Genomic DNA, 18,137 nt, shown 5'->3' with positions numbered 1-18,137 from the left:
CGATGGACGAGCCGGAAGCGGCCTCGGTGGGCGCGTTCTTCACGCTGCGGGCGACCCCGCCGCCGGACGACGGGCACCGGGCGCTGGCCCGGGTCTACGAGGGCGACGCCGCATCGCTCACCTTCCGGATCGACACCGTCGCCGAGCGGCTCGGCACGTCCGAGCGCCGGGTCGCCGCCTCTGTCGCGCAGCTGGGGCTGGCCGCGCGGCTGTGGGCCACCGCGCTGGGGCCGGCGGCGCTCTCGGGCCGCTTCCCCGACCTGCGGGCGGAGAACCTGCACTGGGACCCCCGTCAGCAGGCGCCCGACGACCTGTGGACGGAGTCCGCCGGGCTGCTGCCGGGCACCGCCGACCGGATCAGGGACGTCGTCCAGTACGGCCATCTCGAACCGCTCGTCGCGGCGGTCCGCCGCGACACGGCCGTCTCGGCCCGGCTCCTGTGGGGCAACGCCGGATCCGCGCTGGCCGGAGCCGTACGCCAGCTGATCGGCTGGGCGCGCGCCCACGGCCGGCCGGACGTCGCCGCGCGCGCCCGCGCCCTGGCGGCCGAACTCTTCGACCACCCCGGTCTGCGCGACACCGGCGCCCCGCACGGCCCGGGTTTCCGCCGGCGCACCTGCTGCCTCTACTACCGCGGTCCGGGCGGCGGCCTGTGCGGTGACTGCGTCTTCGACAGCGCGCCCGGAACGCCGGCGAGCGCCCAGGACGTCGATCTCCCCGGCAGGGCCTGAGACCAGCGCCGCGAGGGTGCTCCTGGGCTTACGGCGGGCCTGTCGAGGGCGTGTTGAAGCGCGGCGCGGCGGGGTCGCGCCGTACCCCGTTCCACGCCGCTGTGCCTCGGGTTCTCCGGGTGTTGCTTCCTCCGAACGGGGGATTGTCATGCACCTGGACAGCGCCGCATCCGTCGTGCTGTCATGCCAACTGCCATTCCTTCCAACGTTGTACATCCTGTTGCAACGAGCCGCCACCCTTCCTCACAAGGAGGATCCGTGCGCATCAGAAAGAAGTTGGTCCTGCTCCTCGCCGCCGTCGTCGGCGCCGCGGGACTGTCCGCCGTTCCCGCCGCTTCGGCGGCCGATCACGACCCCGGGGGCTCGGCCGACGTGCACGGGCTGAAGGGGGAGTACTACACCCAGTCCGCCCCGGGCGCCTTCGACTTCGGGGAGCTCAAGGCCACCGGATTCGACCCGGGCATCGACTTCCCGACCCTGGAGTCGCGGCTGGCCTCGGCCACCGGGCAGTCCGACGACGCCAGCATCCGGTGGACCGGAAAGATCGTGCCGGAGAAGTCCGGCGCCCACACCTTCTCCATGATCGGGGACAACGGCTTCCGCCTCTGGATCGACGGGAAGCCGGTCATCGACCACTGGGTCGACGACTGGGAGAAGGAGCAGACCTCCCAGCCGGTCGAGCTGACCGCGGGGACCGCCTACGACTTCAAGGTCGAGTACTTCGAGCACGAGGGCGGTTCCAACCTCCACCTCAGGTGGACCGAACCCGGCGGCACGAAGGTCCCGGTGCCGCAGTCCGCCTTCCGGCTGCCCGACGACTTCGCGTACGACGGGGCCATCGCCGCCACCGTGCTCGCCGACGGACGCACCCTCAAGCTGGACTTCGCACAGAAGCTCGGGCGGCTGCCGGCCGGCCTGGTGAACCACCTCGACGCCGTGATCGGCGGGGCCGAGTGGCCGCTCGGCGCGGTCAAGGCCGACCCGAAGGACCCGCGCAGTCTGACCGTCGCCCTCAAGGAACCGGTCGTCGGGAACAAGGCCGGGAACGCCACCGGCCTGGCCGACATCCGTTACGACGGCGACGGCGCACTGGCCGGCCAGGACGGCAAGCCGGTCGGCGCCTTCTGGTCCAGCGGGCCGAACCACTCCACCCACGAGCTGAGCACGAAGTGGGCCGACGAGGTGGGGCCGAAGAACGCGCTCCCCGAGTACCCGCGCCCCCAGCTCACCCGCGACAACTGGCAGAACCTCAACGGCTCCTGGGAGTTCGCCGCGGCGAAGGCGGGGGAGCAGCCCCCGGTTGGCAGGAAGCTCGGCGAGAAGATCCTCGTCCCGTACCCGGTCGAGTCCCAGCTCTCCGGGATCGAACGGCACGAGGACCGCATGTGGTACCGCCGCACGTTCACCGTCCCCAAGAACTGGAAGGTCGGCTCGGGCAAACGGCTCCAGCTGAACTTCGGTGCCGTGGACTGGCAGGCCGAGGTGTACGTCAACGGCAAGCGCGTCGCCGAACACAAGGGCGGCTACGACAAGTTCAGCGCGGATGTCACCGACGCGCTGGTGCCCGGCCGCACCCAGGAGCTGATCGTCGGCGTCTACGACCCGACCGACGCCAGGGACGGCGAGAACCCGCCGATGGGCAAGCAGCGCCTCGACCCGAGCGGCATCTGGTACACCCCGTCCTCCGGCATCTGGCAGACGGTGTGGATGGAACCGGTCGCCGCCGACCACGCGGACTCGCTGAAGCTCACCCCGGACGTCCCGGGGGCGAGCGTCACCGTCGAGGCGCGCGGTGTGCGGGACGGGGTCCCGGTCACGGCGACCGCGTACGACGGCAAGCGCAAGGTGGGCACCGCCACCGGCCGGACCGGATCGGCGCTGAAGGTACCCGTCCCGCACCCGCACCTGTGGGCCGCGGACGATCCGCATCTCTACCAGCTGGAGGTCACCGTCGGAGCCGACCGGGTCGGCAGCTACTTCGGGATGCGGTCCATCGCCGTCGAGAAGGTGAACGGCACCCCCCGTACCGTCCTCAACGGCAAGCCGGTCTTCCTGATGGCCACCCTCGACCAGGGGTTCTGGCCGGACGGGCTGCACACCGCGCCCACCGACGAGGCACTCGCGTACGACCTGAAGATGCACAAGGCGATGGGCTTCAACTCGGTCCGCAAGCACATCAAGGTCGAACCCGACCGCTGGTTCTACTGGGCGGACAAGCTCGGCCTGATGGTCTGGCAGGACATGCCGGCGATGAACACCGTCAACCCGTCGGCCGCCGCCCGCGCGCAGTACGAGCACGAGATGAAGGAGATGATCGACGAACACTCCAGCCACCCGTCCGTCGTCATGTGGGTCACCTTCAACGAGGGCTGGGGCCAGTACGACGAGGTCCGCATCGCCGACCAGGCCAAGTCCTGGGACCCGACACGCCTGGTCAACAGCATGTCCGGGATCAACCTCGGCGTCGACGGAGGCACCGGGGACATCATCGACGAGCACGGCTACCCGAGTCCCGCCCTGCCCAAGCCGGACGGTCGACGGGCCCTGATCAGCGGTGAGTACGGCGGACTGGGTCTCGCGGTACCGGGCCACGCCTGGGCCGTGCAGCAGTCGTACATCGCGGTCGACCCGGCCACCTACACGGACGACTACCTCGCCAAGCTCGACGAGGTGCACGCACTCGCCTGCAAGGGAGGCAACGGCGCGGTGTACACGCAGATATCAGACGTGGAGGGCGAGTTGAACGGACTGCTCACCTACGACCGCAGGGTCGTCAAACCCGATGTGAAGAGGGTCCACGACGCCCAGAAGGCGCTGATCCGCGACGCGTCGCAGCCGGTCGTCGCGGGCTGCCCCGCGGCCTGATCGCTGGTGCCGCTCCGGCCCGTCCCGTGTGCGGGCGGGCCGGAGCGGCACCGCCCGACCCCTTGACGCGGGTCAACGGGGAATCAAGAATGATCGCGCTCTGACAACGTTGTCCGAAGGAGTATCCCCATGCACCGGACCCCACGGCCGCGACTGCGCGGCCCGGCGGCCGCACTCGCCGCCGCCGCGCTCCTGGGCGGTGTCCTTTACCCCGGGGCCACGGCCCAGGCCACGCCCCGGACCGACGGCCGGCTGACCGATCTGGTCAACCCGTTCATCGGCACCCAGAACGAGGGCAACACCTACCCCGGCGCCTCCGTGCCCTTCGGCATGGTGCAGCTCTCCCCGGACACCGGTCACAACACCGGCTACGACTACGGCGAGAACCACATCCGCGGCTTCTCCGCGGTCCATCTCTCAGGCGTCGGCTGCGGTCTGGGCGGCGACCTGCCGACCCTGCCCACCACCGGCGACGTCACCGAGACCGACTACGCGAAGTACGCGGCCGAGTTCAGCCACGACGACGAGAAGGCGAGCCCCGGCTCCTACAAGGTCGGGCTCAAGACCGGCATCGGCGCGGAGCTGACCGCGACGCAGCGCACCGGTGTGCAGCGCTACACCTTCCCGGCCACCGACAAGGCCAACGTCCTGCTCAACGCGGGTCAGTCGCTGCACAAGACGCTCTCCTCCGAGGTCGAGATCCTGGACAGCCGCACCGTGCGGACCGCGATCACCGGCAGCGGCTTCTGCCAGGACACCAAGCCGTACACGGTCTACACGGTCACCCACTTCGACCGGCCGTTCACCACCTCCGGCACCTGGAAGGGCGCCACCGTCACGGAGGGGTCCAGGAAGTCCTCGGCCACCGACGCCCGCAACGGCGCCTGGCTGCGCTTCGACACCAGAAAGGACCGGACCGTCGAGGCCACCACGGCACTGAGCTACGTCGACGCCAAGGGCGCCGCGCTCAACCTCCGCGCCGAGGGCGGCCGCAGCTTCGACCGTGTCGAGCGTGCCGCGCAGCGCAGCTGGGAGGACCGCCTCGAAGGCGTGAAGGCCCAGGGCGGCAGTGACGAACTCCGCCGTACCTTCTACTCCTCCCTCTACCGGTCCTTCCTCGCGCCCAACGTCGGCAGCGACGTGGACGGCCGCTACACCGGCTGGGACCAGAAGAAGCACCGCGCCAAGAACTTCACGTACTACCAGAACTGGTCGCTCTGGGACACCTACCGCACCCAGGCCCAGCTCCTCTCGCTGCTCGCCCCGCGCGAGTCCCGCGACATGGCGATATCCGTCCTGCGGATCGACGCCGAGAGCGGCTGGCTGCCCAAGTGGGGCTACGGCACGGTCGAGACGAACATCATGACCGGCGACCCGGTCACCCCCTTCCTCACCAACGCCTACCAGCAGGGCCTGCTGAAGGGGTACGAGGAGCAGGCGTACCGCGCCCTCAGGAAGAACGCGGACGGTGTGCCGGCCGCGGACTCGGCCCCGGTCGGCCGGGAAGCCAACGTCGAGTACCTGAAGGACGGCTTCGCCCCGTACATCAAGGACCGTCAGCACGCCAAGCCCGGTGACTCGGACTACGACCACGGCGCCTCCGCCACCCTGGAGTACGCCCTCTCCGACGGAATGCTCGCCGAGATGGCCCGCGACCTCGGCCACGACGCCGACGCCGCACGCTACGACGCCCGCGCCCAGAACTACCGGAAGATCTTCGACCCCTCGACCGGCTTCTTCCGCGCCCGCGACGCCTCCGGCGCCTTCACCGGCCCCGCCGACCCGGCCGAGAGCGAGGGCTTCCACGAGGGCACGTCCTGGCAGTACCAGTGGATGGTGCCGCAGGACATCCCCGGCATGGTCGACCTGATCGGCGGCAAGGACGCCGCCAACCAGCGGCTCGACTCCTTCTTCGCGTACGACAAGCTGCTGGCCGACCCCGCGAAGACCGCCCGAGAGGTCTGGGTCAACGGCCCGTACGCGTACTACAACGCCGACAAGTACAACCCGCAGAACGAGCCCGACCTCATCGCCCCGTACACCTATCTCTCCACCGGCCAGCCGTGGAAGACGACCGATGTGGTCCATGCGGCCCTGACGCTCTTCACCAACGGCCCGACCGGGATGACGGGCAATGACGACCTGGGCACCATGTCCGCCTGGATGGTGCTTTCCTCGATCGGCGTCTTCCCGGTCCAGCCGGGCACCGACACCTGGGGACTCTCCACGCCCGCGTTCGAGCGCGTCGACATCAAGCTCGACCGCCGGTACTACCCGCGCGGCTCGCTCACGGTGAGCGCTCCCGGGGCATCGGACACCGACCGCTACATCCAGTCGGCCCGGCTCGACGGTGCGCAGCAGTCGCGCACCTACCTCACCACGGACGACGTCCGTTCGGCCCGCTCGCTCTCCTTCACGGTGGGCAGCGAGCCGTCGGCCTGGGGCACCGCGCCCGAGGACGCTCCGCCTGCGCTCGGCTGACCGGGCGATCCACGACACACCGCGTGCCCTTTCCCCGCCGTGCGGGGGAAGGGCACGCGGTGTTCGGGGCTCAGCGGCGGAGCGGGGCGGCGATCGCCTCGGTGACGGTCGGGAAGACCGGCAGCACGCTGTCGAGGCCCAGCACACCGATGAGCCGCTCCACGAAGGGGGACGGCTCGGCGAGCCGCAGCCGGGGACCCAGCAGGGTCTGCCCCTGAAGAAGCACGTTCACCGTCGTCGAGTCCGCGAAGCTCACGTCCGAGAGGTTGACGACGACGGGGCCGTCACCGTCCGCGGCCGCGCTCTCCAGCGCTGCGCCGAGCGGGGTGACGTTGTCAATGTCGAGGTCACCGGTCACGGCGAGCACCAGCGCTCCCCGCTCCTGGCGTGGGACGATTCTCATGGCTCTGCCGGCGCTGGGGGATGGGAGCACGGTCACCTCATGATGCACTGGATGGCGGGGGAGAACGCCGGTTGATGCGGACGGTCCGGTGCGAGTCCGTCCCTGCTCGCGGCGGGTGAAGGCCACGATAGAAGCAATAGTTGCCATTTGACAACATTCTCCATGGGGCAACAATCTGTACCCGAACGATCAATGGACGCATCCCCTCGGGGAGTGCCTCAGAAATGCGGAAGCAGGGGCTCGATGAAGCTAGGCGCTGTCCGCGATGTCGTCACGGAGCCGGCCGGCGGTGAGCCGCTGCGACGCGGCCGAACGGAAAGCGGCCAGCCCTTCGGTGAGCGCCGCCACGTCGGATGGCTGCATCCGCTCCAGCACGGCGGAGAGCTCACGCGTGCGGATCGCCCGGTACTCCTCCAGCAGGGCGTGGCCCCGCCCGGTCAGCCGCAGCTCGACCTCGCGGCGGCTCGTCGGGCTGGGGTCCCGCTGGACGAGGCCCATGGCCTCCATCCGGTCGCAGAGCCGGCTCACCGACGGAGCCCGCGAGCCGAGCGCCTCACCGAGCGAGCGGAGGTTGCTGCCCTCCTGCTTCTCGATGACGAGCAGGGCCCGCAGCTGCGAGGGCGACACCGTGCCCGGAGGCGCGGCCTCCTGGCCGCGGCCCCACAGCACTTCCAGCAGCTCCGATGCGGCACAGACGTCCTCGGAGACCCGCTCAAGGCGGCCATGAGGAAGATCGGTGCGGTGGCGCATCCGTCCACTCTGTCATCCGGAACGTCCTCCTGTCAGCCCGGCCCCGGCCCCGTGACCCGACGAAGAATGAGCGGAAGACCGTGAACGCCCGTCCCGAAATCGAAAGAGCCGTACGTGCGGCCGCACCGTACGCCCTGGTGGAGGCGGTGCGCGGCGCACTTGCCGCCGCGTACGACGCCCGGTCCGTGGAGCTGCTGCTGGCGGACTACGGAATGACCGTGCTCAACCCGGTCGGCTCGGCTCCGGGGCGCGAACGCGCCCTGTCGATGCACAACAGCCCGCAGGGCCGGGCGTTCGGCAGCCAGCGCCCGTACGAGGAGCCGGCCGGACGGGACGGAGCCGTAGACCATCACCTTCCCGTGACCGTACGCGGCGAGCGCCTCGGCATCCTCACCGTCCGCCTCCCGGCCGGAGGCTCCACCGCGCAGACCGTGAACGAGCTGTCCGATGTGGCCGACCTGCTGGGCCACGAGATCGTCGTCGCCGAACGGGACACCGATCTGTACCAGGGGGCCCGCCGCATCGCCCGGCTCACCCTCGCCGCCGAGATGCAGTGGCAACTGCTCCCGGCCCGGGCGTTCACCGCGGCCGAGTACGCCATCGGTGCCCAGCTGGAACCGGCGTACGCCATCCACGGCGACAACTTCGACTGGGCCGCGGACGGCGACCAGCTGACCGTCTCCGTGACCAACGGCATGGGCGAGGGCATCCAGGCCTCTCTGCTCACCAACCTCGCCGTGAACGCGCTGCGCAACGCCCGAAGGGCCGGGATCGGTATCGCGGACCAGGCCGCACTCGCCGACCAGGCGCTCTACGACCAGCACCGCGGCAGCGTCCATGTGTCGACGCTGCTGCTCCGCTTCGACCTCGCCACGGGAACGGTCGGCGCGGTGGACGCCGGCTCCCCGCAGCTGTGGCGGCTGCGCGGCAGAACGGTCGCCCGCGTCGAGCTGGACGCGCAGCTGCCGCTCGGCATGTTCGAGGAGTCGCAGTACGACGTCCAGTGCCTCCAGCTGATCCCCGGCGACCGGCTGCTGCTCGTCAGCGACGGGGTGTACGACACCGTCTCGCCACTCGGCGAGGCCTATGTGGAGCGGGGCCTCGCCAGGGCGGTCCTCGCGACGCGGCTGCTGCCCGCGGCTTCGGTGCCGGGCGCCGTCCTGCGTGAACTGGCGGACTACCGCGACGCGGACCCGCTCGACGACGCGCTGGTCGTCTGCATCGACTGGTTCGGCAGACAGGGGAGCGCCGGCTGACCGCCGCGGAGCCCGACACCGCCGGGGGCGGCCCGGGTCAGCTGCTGAGCATGAACTCGGCGCGGATGCGCTTGCCGACGGGAACCCGCTCGGCCGTCAGCCGGTCGCACAGGGCCACCACGATCTCCATGCCGTGACCGCCCAGCCGGCTCGGGTCGGGGGAGTAGAAGACCGGGAGCGCGCTGCTGCTGTCGTACACGGTGACGCTGATCCGCTCCGCCGTGCCCTCCAGCTCCAGCAGATAGGGGCCGTGACTGTAACGGTCGGCATTGGTGACCAACTCGCTCACGGCCAGCATCAGATCATTGCGGGTGTGGGTGCCGAGCACGGCCATCCACTCGGAGACGAGCCGCGCGAGAAAGCGGTCGGCCAGGCCCCGCGCCTGGGAGATGCACCCCGGCTCGCCGTCGAACACCTCGGCGGCGTGCAGTATCTCCGTGGGCGGACAGATCCTCGGGGAGTCGTCCGGCCGGGAGACGGCCTGTTCGTTCATGTGCTCCAGCCAGGGCGCAACGGGGGGAGGCCATGGGCCTCTCTTCTCGCTGCTCGTGTACCCGCGCCGGGAGATCCCACTCCCGGCCTGTGTCAGCAGATCTTACGCACGTCCGGGAAGCCGGACCACGGTCACGAAGAACTCGTCGATCTGGCGCACCGCCGCGATGAACTGATCGAGGTCGACCGGCTTCGTGACGTAGGCGTTGGCGTGCAGTTTGTAGCTGCGCAGGATGTCCTCCTCGGCGGAGGACGTCGTCAGCACGACCACGGGAATGAGGGAGAGTTCCGGGTCCTGCTTGATCTGCTCCAGCACCTGACGCCCGTCGTACTTGGGCAGGTTCAGGTCGAGCAGGATCAGGTCGGGGCGCGGGGCCTCGCCGTGCTCGCCGCGGCGGTAGAGGAAGTCGAGCGCCTCCTGTCCGTCGCGGACCACATGGAGGGTGTTGCGGATCTTGTTGTCCTCGAACGCCTCACGCGTCATCAGCTCGTCACCGGGGTCGTCCTCGACGAGAAGGACCTCGATGGGCTGTGCGGGATGGGTCACGCGGTATCTCCGGAGATCTCGGCGGGTCGGGCGGGTTCGGCCGGGTCCCCGGCCGGGGACCCGCCGTCCTCGGCGGGCAGGCTGAAGTGGATACGGGCGCCCTGGCGGGGTTCGGGATCCAGCCAGATCCGGCCGCCGTGGAACTCGATGATCTTGCGGCAGAGAGCGAGTCCGATTCCCGTGCCGTCGTACTCGTCGCGGGCGTGCAGACGCTGGAAGATGACGAAGACCTTCTCGGCGAACTCGGGGGCGATCCCGATCCCGTTGTCCGTCACGGTGAAGTGCCAGACGTCGTCCTCCCGTACGCAGCCGACCGTGATCACGCACGGCTCGTCCGCGCGGCGGAACTTCACCGCGTTCCCGATCAGGTTCTGCCAGATCATGGCCAGGGTCGTTCCGTCGCCGTTCACCTCGGGCAGCGTGTCCTCGCGCACGACCGTGGTGCCGGACTCCTCGATGACCAGTGCCAGATTGGCCAGCGCCCGGTCCAGCGAGCGGTCGAGGTCGACGGTGCTCCAGCTGTCGTGGACCCGGCCCACCCGGGAGAAGGTGAGCAGGTCGTTGATGAGCACCTGCATGCGCTTGGCACCGTCGACCGCGAAGTCGATGTACTGCTTGCCGCGCGCGTCCAGCTCCGTCCCGTAGCGCTTCTCCAGGAGCTGGCAGAAGGACGCGACCTTCCGCAGCGGCTCCTGGAGGTCGTGCGAGGCGACATACGCGAACTGCTCCAGCTCGGAGTTGGAGCGGCGGAGCTCCTCCGTCTGCTGGGCCAGCAGGTCCTCCCGCTCCTGGGAGGCGTCGAGCTCCTCGACCAGCCGGCACCGCATGTCCTCGACGGCGCCGGCCACCGCCCGTACGTCGGACGGCCCGTGCACCTCGATCCGGCGGCGGAAGGCGCCGGACTGCACCTCGCGGGAGGCCTCGGCCAGCGCGTGGAGCGGCCGTCCCACCACCCGGTGCAGCAGCAGGCTGAGGGCGATCACACACACCACGAAGCAGGCCACGAGCGCGATCAGCGTCCGGTCGCGTGTGACACGTGCGTCGTTGAGCTGGGCGCGCGCGTGGTCCCGGGCGGTGTCGAGATGGGACTGCTGTGTGCTGTAGAGCCGCCGCAGAGCGTCGAAGGCGGTCTTGCTCCCGGCGATCCTGGCGGACAACCGGCTCTCTTGGCCGTCGCGGCGGACAGCGGCGATCAACGGTTCGGCATGCTCCGCGCGCCACTGCGCGGAGGCCGCGGCGATCCGGTCCAGATCGCGGGCGTACGGTTCGGCGTCGCCCATCGCCGAGCGGACCCGCGCCAGCCGCAGCTGTTCGTCGCGCTTGCCCGTCGCGTAGGGCTGGAGGAAGGAGGGGTCGCCGCTGAGGGCGTAGCCACGGACCCCGGTCTCCTGGTCGAGCAGCGCGTTCTGCAGCTGGAAGGAGGCGGAGCGGGCGGGCTGGATGCGGTCCACCAGTTCGGTGGTCCGGTCGGATATCCGGGCCAGCACGAGTCCGCCGACGACCAGGCAGCCGCACACGACCAGGACGAAACAGGCCAGGATCAGATGGACCCAGTTCTGGACCGACAGCCGTGCCAGCCGCCCCGGCCGCATCGGGGGGTCTGCCGGTGAGTCACTGGTCATGAGGTGTCCTGTTCCAGGCGAGGTGCAGCACGGCGACGTCGTCAGCGAGGCCGCCGTGGGGAGCGGCCGCGTCGGAGGCGCCGGCGACCAGTGCGTCGATGAACGGCCGGGCGGGCAGACCGGCCCGGCTCCGGGCCATGGCGAGCAGCCCGTCCTCACCCAGCCGGGTGTCCGGTCCGGTGCGCCCCTCGAACAGGCCGTCGCTGAAGAGTACGAGACCGGCGCCGGGCGCCAGCGTCAGGTCGGTGGAGATCCACTGGCCGTGACCGGGCAGCAGGCCGAGAGCGATGCCACCCTCGGGTTCCACCCACTCGATGCCCGTGCCGTGGCGCAGCAGGAGCCCCGGGTGCCCCGCCCGCACGATCCGGACGTGGTCCCCGCCGGGCGGAAAGACGAGTGAGGTGACGGTCGCGAAGACATGCGGGTCGGACCGCTCGGCGACGAGGATCTCCTCGAGCAGCGCGAGCTGTTCCAACTGGTCGGTGCGGCACAGCACCGCCGTGCGCCAGGCCACCCGCAGGCACACCCCCAGCGCGGCCTCCGCCGCACCGTGCCCCGACACATCGCCGATCACGGCGTGAACCGTGCCGTCGGCGGTCTGGACCACATCGTAGAAGTCACCGCTGAGCAGGCCGTGGGCGCGGCCGGGCTCGTAGCGGGCGACCGCCTCGAAACTGTCGTCGTTCAGGAGTGGTACGGGCAGCAGCCCCCGTTCGAGGCGGGCGTTCTCCTGGGCCATCTGCTGGTTGGCGCGCAGGGCCGCCGCAGCCCGTTCGACCTGCTTGCGCTGGAGGGCGTAGCGGACGGCACGGGACAGCGCCTGCGGGTCGAGCCGTCCCTTGACCAGGTAGTCCTGCGCGCCGGTGGCCACCGCGTCGAGCCCGGCCTCGGCCTCGGAGAGGCCGGTCAGCACCACGATGGCGGCGTCCGGGGTGGTCTCCACGATCTGGGTGACGGCACTCAGCCCGTGCACATCGGGAAGGTGCAGGTCCAGCAGGACACAGACGGGTGTCCGGTGCCCGCGCAGAAAAGTCAGGGCCTCGGTCAGGGTCTTGCACCAGGTGAGAGCGGAGTCCAGCTCGCCGTCGGCGAGCATCTCCTCGACGAGGAGGGCGTCGCCCGCGTCGTCCTCGACCAGGAGGATGGAGGCGTTGACGTCCCACACGGAGGGCCGGCCGTCCGGCGACTGCGACCCGGCCTGTACCGGGAGAGCTGTGCTGAGCGGATGCTGAGCGTGGGAGTCAGTACGCATCTCAGCCACGCCTCACCCTCTCGTTTCGATCGAGCGGGCCGCCCGCCGTCGCCACGCAGCATATGTGAATGACGCCCGCCCCTGTGCGGGCAGACGTCATTGTGCCGCTCGGAAGCGATACGGGCCCCGCTGGTTCAACTCGGGCGGATTTCGCCGGTGAATTTCTCCAGCCTGAGCAGATCATGCGGGGTGATGCCGGAGAGACCCGACACCGCGTCGACGTCCGCGCCCGCGCGTACGGCGAGAACCGCTTCCAGTTCTACGTCCGCGCGGGCGGCGTCGGCCGCGGCGTCGGCGTCCCGCCGCCGGTGTACGGCCAGTTCCAGGGGAGAGAGATCCATGGGCGGGATGCTCTCATGTGGCGGAGGTCACGCCTCGACGGACATCCCGGCGCGCAACTGCTTGACGATGCGGGCGAGCAGCCGGGAGACGTGCATCTGCGAGACGCCGAGCTCGGCACCGATCTGGGACTGCGTCATCTCCTGGCCGAAGCGCATCTGCACGATCCTGCGCTCGCGGTCGTCGAGCTGTTCCAGCAGCGGCGCCAGGGTGTGGAGGTTCTCGACGGTCTCCATCCCCGGATCGGCCTCGCCGATCGTCTCGGCGAACGACCGCTGGTCGCTCCCGGAATCGGTCTCGGCCGAGGGGGAGTCCAGGGACCCCGCCGAATAGCCGTTGGCCGCGACGAGCCCCTCGATGATCTCTTCCTCGGGCAGGTCGATGAGTTCGGCGAGCTCCTTGACGGTCGGGTCGCGGTCGAGCTTCGCCGACAGCTGCTCCTTCGCCTTCGCCAGATCGACACGCAGTTCCTGGAGCCGCCGCGGCACGTGCACCGCCCACGTCGTGTCCCGGAAGAAGCGCTTGATCTCCCCGACGATGTACGGGACCGCGAAGGTGGCGAACTCGACCTCACGCGAGAGGTCGAACCGGTCGATCGCCTTGATCAGCCCGATGGTGCCCACCTGGATGATGTCCTCGGTGTCGTCGCCACCGCGGTTGCGGAACCGCGAGGCGGCGTACCGCACCAGCGAGAGGTTCATCTCGATGAGGGTGTTGCGCGCGTACTGGTACTCGCGGGTGCCTTCCTCGAGGACCTGGAGCCGGTCGAGGAACAGCTTCGACAGGGCGCGGGCGTCCTTCGGAGCCACCTTTCCGGTGTCCTCGATCCACGGCAGCTCCGAAGTGCCGGCATCCGTGTAGGTGCCGGACTGCTCCGAAAGCGAGCGCGCTGCGCCAAGGGCTCCGCCGGTCTGCTCCGTCGTGGCCGCCATGTTCTCGCCCCTCCTGCTTGCCAAGTGCGTCAGGCCTCGTGTGCCCCGCAATTCCGAGGTCATGCCGAATCGATGAAATCTTTTTCAGTGGCCCGGATCACCGCGCGCCACCGGTCTCCGCCGCCCCGCGCGGACCGCCCGGGGCACTCGAATGGAGCAGCTGCCGGAGCATGGCAAACTTGACGGGGGCGTTCGGCCCGCAGTGCGGCGGCTTTGCGCAGAAGCCCGCGGCCGGACCTTCAGTCCCGTGGATGCGAGTCCTCGTGAGTCCGGCTCGGCGGCGTGCCACGGTCCGCCGAGAGAATCCGGCGGCACAAGCAACAGAGGAACGGCAATGACGGTGACAGAGGACAGCCCGGAGCTCGCGCCCGGTATCGAGGAGTTCGGTCCCGGTATCGACCCGCAGCGGCTGGCCGTCTGCCTGAGTGTGCTCGACGAGCTCGACGCCATCGAGGTCGACCACCCGGACGCCATCGCGGTGCGCCGCGCCACCGCCGGTGTCTACCGGACCGTGAAGCAGCGCCGCCGCCAGGAGCGCCGGGCCGCCAAGACCGCGCACGACAAGGCCGTCACCGAGGCCACCGCGACCGGTTCGGCCGAGCGCATCGACGACGAGACGCAGGGCGTCCTGCCGTCCTCCTCCGCCGCCGCGGAGATCGCGGGCGTTCTCCAGCGCCCCCGGTCCTGCTACATCTGCAAGACGCGGTACGTCGAGGTGGACGCGTTCTACCACCAGCTCTGCCAGTCGTGCGCCCGGCAGAACCGCTCCCGCCGTGACGCGCGCACCGACCTGACCGGGCGCCGGGCGCTGCTCACCGGCGGCCGCGCCAAGATCGGTATGTATATCGCGCTGCGGCTGCTGCGTGACGGTGCGCACACCACGATCACCACCCGTTTCCCCAATGACGCGATCCGCCGCTTCAAGGCGATGCCGGACAGCGACGAGTGGATCCACCGGCTGAAGATCGTCGGCATCGATCTGCGCGACCCCGCCCAGGTCGTCGCGCTCGCCGACTCGGTCGCCGCCGAGGGGCCGCTGGACATCCTGATCAACAACGCCGCGCAGACGGTGCGCCGCTCGCCGCAGGCCTACAGCGAGCTGCTCGGTGCCGAGTCCGCCCCGCTGCCCGCGGGCGAACTGCCCGCCGCCGAGGTGATCGGCACCTTCGGCAGCGGCACCGTCGACCGCGTCGCCGCGCTGCCCGCCGCCCGCAAGGAAGGGCTGAGCGCGCAGGACGTCACCGAACTCGCGCTGGTCACCGGATCCGCGTCGCTGGAGCGCATCGCTGCCGGCACTGCCATCGACGCGGGCGGGCTCGTCCCCGACCTGCACCACACCAACAGCTGGATCCAGACAGTCGACGAGGTCGAGCCGATCGAGCTGCTGGAAGTCCAGCTGTGCAACTCGACCGCGCCGTTCATCCTGATCAGCCGGCTCCGCCCGGCGATGGCGGCGACGGCCGCCAAGCACTCCTACGTGGTCAACGTCTCCGCGATGGAGGGCGTGTTCGGCCGCGGCTACAAGGGCGCAGGCCACCCGCACACCAACATGGCCAAGGCCGCGCTGAACATGCTGACGCGCACCAGCGCCCAGGAGATGTTCGAGAAGGACGGCATCCTGATGACCGCCGTCGACACCGGCTGGATCACCGACGAGCGGCCGCACCCCGACAAGATCCGGCTGGCCGAGGAGGGCTTCCACGCCCCGCTCGACCTGGTCGACGGGGCCGCCCGCGTCTACGACCCGATCGTCCGCGGTGAAGCGGGCGAGACGATGTACGGCTGCTTCCTCAAGGACTACGCCCCCGCGAACTGGTAGCAGTCCGGAAAAGCACCCCTCCACGCAGTCGCGGACCCGGCCCGGGAACTCTCCTGGCCGGGTCTTTCTCGTATTCTGTGGCTGAAAGTGACCCAGAGCACACGTTCCATCGAGCGTGGACGCGCTCATTTGGTTACTCTGAGGGGAACGGACGCCACCAAGGGATCCACGAAGGTTCCTCGGCCGTCCTGGGACAGGCCTGTCAACCAGGCCGCCGTCCCGCCCCGTACCCGGCGCCACCGCGACCGAAGCTGATCCTGCCCCTGCCCTCACGGGCGGTCGATGTGCCGGTATTGAAGCCGGAGCGTCGGCGACGCCCGGGGTTACGCGACACAAAGGAGTGCGCGGTGACGACACCGGAACTGACGAAGTACGAGAAGCGACCGGCCGAACAGCACGGAGAGCGGGCCCGCAGGCCCGAGAAGCTCCGGAACATCGAGGTCTGGGCCAGGTCCGCACCGATCCGGCTGGCCGGCTACGAGGACGACCTCGCCGAGCCGCACATCCTGCCCGGCATCGACTGAGTGCTTCACCACCGAGCTCCGGTCCGCACCCCGAACAGGGGCGGGGGCCGGAGCTCGGCCGTGCGGCGGGTGACCCCGCTCAGAAGGCCGCGCTGGCCACGGCAGCCCCGGCGAACGAGAGACCGACCCCCGCGCACACGGTGAGCAGCAGATAGCCCGCCGCCAGGGTCAGCCGACGGGCGGAGTTCAGGGTCAGCAGTTCGTAGGAGAACGTCGACCAGGTGGACAGGGCGCCGCAGAACCCGGTGGCGAGCAGCAGATTGAGCTTGGCCCCCAGGTCGCCGTCGGTCACCGCCTCGGTGATGAAGCCGAGGAACAGGGCCGCGCCGGCGTTGGCGGCGAACGTGCCCCACGGGAAGACGCTGTGCAGGCGGAACTTCGCGTCGACCCCGAGGCAGTAGCGCAGCGGTGCGCCCACGAGTCCGCCGGCGATGACGAGCAGCCAGTCGGTCATGACGCGCCGTTCTCCGTGACGTAGGAACGCCCGAAGGCGAAGTGGGTGACGAAGGCACCCGCCGTCACGGCGGTCAGCGCGGCCACCACGGTCAGTACCAGGCAGCCGACCGCGTACCCCGGCTGGTGGTTCTCGAACAGCTGCCGGACGTCGTCCGTGTAGTGCGAGAACGTGGTGAATCCGCCGAGCACACCGGTGCCGAGCAGCGGACTGATCAGCCGGGGAGCACCGGGGAAGCGCAGCTTCACGGTGACCATCAGGACGCCCATCAGGAAACAGCCCACCGTGTTGATCAGCAGAACCGTCCACGGGAAAGCGGTGGCGCCGGTCGGCCAGAGGCGTTCGGCGCCGTACCGGGCGACGGCTCCGGCGGCGCCGCCGACCGCGACGGCGCCCACGACCGACAGCTGCACCCCGGGGTGATGGTCGGGGTGGCTATGGAGGTTCAGGCGCATCCTGGGGGACATTCCGCGAATCTAGGGAGTGGGCCGGGGCGGCCGGGGCCGAGCGCGCTGGCCTGCCGGATCCCGTACCCGGTTGGGCTAGCCGGAATCCACGCAGCGCGATTATCTGATCACTTTGTGTCTTGATGGCATGTGTAGATATGCGCTCTTCCGGCCTGTGGACCGGGAGCCTCCGCCGTCGAGCCGCTGGAGTGAGCCTTGCCCATCGCCGAGCCGGAAATCGTCCGGCGGATGGAGCGCCGTCAGCCGTCCGCGTACGTTCTGGCCTCCCTGCGGGGGTTCGGACAGGTCGACCTCCAGGCCGGCCTGCTGACCGGAGTGGCGATCCTCGTCGCGCTGTGGGTGTCGGGCTGGCAGAACGGCCTCTTCGCCACGCTCGGCACCCTGCTCGCCACCGCGACCGCCTACGCCCTCGCCGTCGACCGGTCGGGGATCGCGCTCGGCCTCCAGGGATATGCGGGCTGCCTGACGGGCATCGCCCTCGTCTCCTCGCTGGGGAACCATCTCGCCACCTATGTGCTGACCGTCGTCGGCGCCATCATGTGCACCCTCCTGATGGCCGCCCTGGGCACCTTCCTCACCCCCTACGGGCTCACCCCGCTGACCGCGCCCTTCTGTCTGGTCTCCGGAGTGATGGTGGTGGGCGCCCCCTCGTTCGAGCGGGTCTGGCACGGCGCCCCGGCCTCCGTGGCCAGCACCACCACCGGCGATACCGCGATGTCCTGGAGCGTGCTGTGGCACGCGTTCTTCAACAACGTCTCGCAGGTCTTCCTGATCGACAGCTGGTACGTCGGACTGATCATGCTCGTCGGCCTCGCCCTGGCCGGTCTGCGCGTCGTGCTCTACGCGGCGGCCGGCAGCGTGATCGGCATCGTCGCCGCGTGGCTGCTGGGCGCACCGACGGCGCTGATCGCCAACGGCATCTACGGATACAACGCGGTGCTCGTGGCCATCGCCATCGGCGCGGTCTTCATGGCGAACACGGTGTGGACCGGTGTGTACGCGCTGTTCGGCGCCGCGGCCAGCACCGGACTGACGGCGTCGCTGACGTCCTTCTTCAAGCCCTTCGGCGGCCACACCTTCACCTGGCCCTTCATTCTCACCACCTGGGCGCTGATGGCCGCCGTGCCGCTGCTGCCCCGCCTTCGCCGGAGCGGCTGACCGCCCCGGCCCCCGGGCTCCCTTGCCCTCTGCCCGTACAACCCG

17 protein-coding genes are annotated in these 18,137 nt (G+C 70.1%); 7 read left to right on the top strand and 10 right to left on the bottom strand.

Translation table 11 applies throughout. The features are described from left to right. The first annotated feature begins 2 nt into the window (after nucleotides 1-2). The 3 genes from OG322_RS01900 (at nucleotide 3) to OG322_RS01890 (ending at nucleotide 6,077) form a co-directional block, all read left to right on the top strand. Complete coding sequence (locus OG322_RS01900; RefSeq protein ID WP_124285782.1) at nucleotides 3-731, top strand: (2Fe-2S)-binding protein; 729 nt, start codon at nucleotides 3-5, stop codon at nucleotides 729-731. A gap of 183 nt (nucleotides 732-914) precedes the next feature. Further along, nucleotides 915-3,596 (top strand): PA14 domain-containing protein, encoded by a 2,682-nt coding sequence (locus tag OG322_RS01895; RefSeq protein ID WP_124285783.1) that lies wholly within the window; start codon nucleotides 915-917, stop codon nucleotides 3,594-3,596. A 129-nt stretch (nucleotides 3,597-3,725) separates the two neighbouring features. Next, nucleotides 3,726-6,077 carry a GH92 family glycosyl hydrolase gene (locus OG322_RS01890; RefSeq protein WP_123464830.1) on the top strand — a complete coding sequence of 784 codons (2,352 nt, stop codon included), beginning with the start codon at nucleotides 3,726-3,728 and terminating at the stop codon, nucleotides 6,075-6,077. A 70-nt stretch (nucleotides 6,078-6,147) separates the two neighbouring features. On the opposite strand, the gene OG322_RS01885 is transcribed toward OG322_RS01890, so the two are convergent. Next, complete coding sequence (locus OG322_RS01885) at nucleotides 6,148-6,480, bottom strand: STAS domain-containing protein (RefSeq protein ID WP_124285784.1); 333 nt, start codon at nucleotides 6,478-6,480, stop codon at nucleotides 6,148-6,150. A 249-nt stretch (nucleotides 6,481-6,729) separates the two neighbouring features. Further along, nucleotides 6,730-7,230 (bottom strand): MarR family winged helix-turn-helix transcriptional regulator, encoded by a 501-nt coding sequence (locus tag OG322_RS01880; protein ID WP_123464834.1) that lies wholly within the window; start codon nucleotides 7,228-7,230, stop codon nucleotides 6,730-6,732. 80 nt (nucleotides 7,231-7,310) lie between these two features. On the opposite strand from OG322_RS01880, the gene OG322_RS01875 reads away from it, so the two are divergent. Further along, nucleotides 7,311-8,486: a PP2C family protein-serine/threonine phosphatase gene (locus OG322_RS01875; RefSeq protein ID WP_185095509.1), complete on the top strand. Its 1,176-nt coding sequence runs from the start codon at nucleotides 7,311-7,313 to the stop codon at nucleotides 8,484-8,486. Nucleotides 8,487-8,523: 37 nt separating this feature from the next. Here OG322_RS01875 and OG322_RS01870 read toward each other — a convergent pair whose 3' ends face one another. The 6 genes from OG322_RS01870 to OG322_RS01845 all read right to left on the bottom strand — a co-directional run bounded on the left by OG322_RS01870 (nucleotide 8,524) and on the right by OG322_RS01845 (nucleotide 13,670). Further along, nucleotides 8,524-8,979: an ATP-binding protein gene (locus tag OG322_RS01870; RefSeq protein WP_124285785.1), complete on the bottom strand. Its 456-nt coding sequence runs from the start codon at nucleotides 8,977-8,979 to the stop codon at nucleotides 8,524-8,526. Between the two features lie 102 nt (nucleotides 8,980-9,081). Further along, entirely contained in the window at nucleotides 9,082-9,525 is a 444-nt protein-coding gene (locus OG322_RS01865; RefSeq protein ID WP_024492202.1) for a response regulator, read from the bottom strand. Then, complete coding sequence (locus OG322_RS01860; protein WP_124285786.1) at nucleotides 9,522-11,147, bottom strand: sensor histidine kinase; 1,626 nt, start codon at nucleotides 11,145-11,147, stop codon at nucleotides 9,522-9,524. The genes OG322_RS01865 and OG322_RS01860 overlap by 4 nt, the downstream gene beginning before the upstream one ends. Continuing rightward, a complete protein-coding gene (locus OG322_RS01855) occupies nucleotides 11,137-12,399 on the bottom strand; it encodes a PP2C family protein-serine/threonine phosphatase (RefSeq protein WP_123464841.1) in 1,263 nt (420 codons plus the stop codon). Before OG322_RS01855 ends, OG322_RS01860 begins: the two co-directional genes overlap by 11 nt. Nucleotides 12,400-12,533: 134 nt before the next feature. Further along, nucleotides 12,534-12,740 (bottom strand): hypothetical protein, encoded by a 207-nt coding sequence (locus OG322_RS01850; protein ID WP_123464843.1) that lies wholly within the window; start codon nucleotides 12,738-12,740, stop codon nucleotides 12,534-12,536. A 27-nt stretch (nucleotides 12,741-12,767) separates the two neighbouring features. Next, on the bottom strand, nucleotides 12,768-13,670 hold the full coding sequence (locus OG322_RS01845) for an RNA polymerase sigma factor SigF (RefSeq protein ID WP_123464845.1): 903 nt from the start codon (nucleotides 13,668-13,670) through the stop codon (nucleotides 12,768-12,770). Between the two features lie 334 nt (nucleotides 13,671-14,004). Between OG322_RS01845 and OG322_RS01840 the strand changes: the two genes are divergently transcribed. Further along, nucleotides 14,005-15,489, top strand: coding sequence for an SDR family NAD(P)-dependent oxidoreductase (locus tag OG322_RS01840; protein ID WP_123464847.1), 1,485 nt, complete (start codon nucleotides 14,005-14,007; stop codon nucleotides 15,487-15,489). A 347-nt stretch (nucleotides 15,490-15,836) separates the two neighbouring features. After that, the gene (locus OG322_RS01835; RefSeq protein ID WP_164494483.1) at nucleotides 15,837-16,013 is read left to right on the top strand and encodes a hypothetical protein; all 177 of its coding nucleotides are present in this window, start codon (nucleotides 15,837-15,839) and stop codon (nucleotides 16,011-16,013) included. A 79-nt stretch (nucleotides 16,014-16,092) separates the two neighbouring features. Here OG322_RS01835 and OG322_RS01830 read toward each other — a convergent pair whose 3' ends face one another. Beyond that, the gene (locus OG322_RS01830; RefSeq protein WP_123464849.1) at nucleotides 16,093-16,467 is read right to left on the bottom strand and encodes a fluoride efflux transporter FluC; all 375 of its coding nucleotides are present in this window, start codon (nucleotides 16,465-16,467) and stop codon (nucleotides 16,093-16,095) included. Next, the gene (locus OG322_RS01825) at nucleotides 16,464-16,934 is read right to left on the bottom strand and encodes a fluoride efflux transporter FluC (protein WP_123464851.1); all 471 of its coding nucleotides are present in this window, start codon (nucleotides 16,932-16,934) and stop codon (nucleotides 16,464-16,466) included. Before OG322_RS01825 ends, OG322_RS01830 begins: the two co-directional genes overlap by 4 nt. 195 nt (nucleotides 16,935-17,129) lie before the next feature. Here OG322_RS01825 and OG322_RS01820 point away from each other — a divergent pair, with 195 nt between their 5' ends. After that, the gene (locus tag OG322_RS01820; RefSeq protein WP_123464854.1) at nucleotides 17,130-18,092 is read left to right on the top strand and encodes an urea transporter; all 963 of its coding nucleotides are present in this window, start codon (nucleotides 17,130-17,132) and stop codon (nucleotides 18,090-18,092) included. Nucleotides 18,093-18,137: the final 45 nt, after the last annotated feature.

Source organism: Streptomyces sp. NBC_01260, assembly GCF_036226405.1.
Classification (GTDB): Bacteria; Actinomycetota; Actinomycetes; order Streptomycetales; family Streptomycetaceae; genus Streptomyces; species Streptomyces laculatispora.
Note: the sequence above shows the minus strand (reverse complement) of the source record. Positions and strands in the feature narration are given on the sequence as shown.

What these genes read in the sequence shown, in the direction of transcription:
- OG322_RS01885 (WP_124285784.1), bottom strand. Translation starts at nt 6,480, where the DNA reads ATGAGAATCGTCCCACGCCAGGAGCGGGGAGCGCTGGTGCTCGCCGTG.
- OG322_RS01845 (WP_123464845.1), bottom strand. Translation starts at nt 13,670, where the DNA reads ATGGCGGCCACGACGGAGCAGACCGGCGGAGCCCTTGGCGCAGCGCGC.
- OG322_RS01860 (WP_124285786.1), bottom strand. Translation starts at nt 11,147, where the DNA reads ATGACCAGTGACTCACCGGCAGACCCCCCGATGCGGCCGGGGCGGCTG.
- OG322_RS01900 (WP_124285782.1), top strand. Translation starts at nt 3, where the DNA reads ATGGACGAGCCGGAAGCGGCCTCGGTGGGCGCGTTCTTCACGCTGCGG.
- OG322_RS01850 (WP_123464843.1), bottom strand. Translation starts at nt 12,740, where the DNA reads ATGGATCTCTCTCCCCTGGAACTGGCCGTACACCGGCGGCGGGACGCC.
- OG322_RS01840 (WP_123464847.1), top strand. Translation starts at nt 14,005, where the DNA reads ATGACGGTGACAGAGGACAGCCCGGAGCTCGCGCCCGGTATCGAGGAG.
- OG322_RS01880 (WP_123464834.1), bottom strand. Translation starts at nt 7,230, where the DNA reads ATGCGCCACCGCACCGATCTTCCTCATGGCCGCCTTGAGCGGGTCTCC.
- OG322_RS01890 (WP_123464830.1), top strand. Translation starts at nt 3,726, where the DNA reads ATGCACCGGACCCCACGGCCGCGACTGCGCGGCCCGGCGGCCGCACTC.
- OG322_RS01855 (WP_123464841.1), bottom strand. Translation starts at nt 12,399, where the DNA reads ATGCGTACTGACTCCCACGCTCAGCATCCGCTCAGCACAGCTCTCCCG.
- OG322_RS01830 (WP_123464849.1), bottom strand. Translation starts at nt 16,467, where the DNA reads ATGACCGACTGGCTGCTCGTCATCGCCGGCGGACTCGTGGGCGCACCG.
- OG322_RS01870 (WP_124285785.1), bottom strand. Translation starts at nt 8,979, where the DNA reads ATGAACGAACAGGCCGTCTCCCGGCCGGACGACTCCCCGAGGATCTGT.
- OG322_RS01825 (WP_123464851.1), bottom strand. Translation starts at nt 16,934, where the DNA reads ATGTCCCCCAGGATGCGCCTGAACCTCCATAGCCACCCCGACCATCAC.
- OG322_RS01895 (WP_124285783.1), top strand. Translation starts at nt 915, where the DNA reads ATGCCAACTGCCATTCCTTCCAACGTTGTACATCCTGTTGCAACGAGC.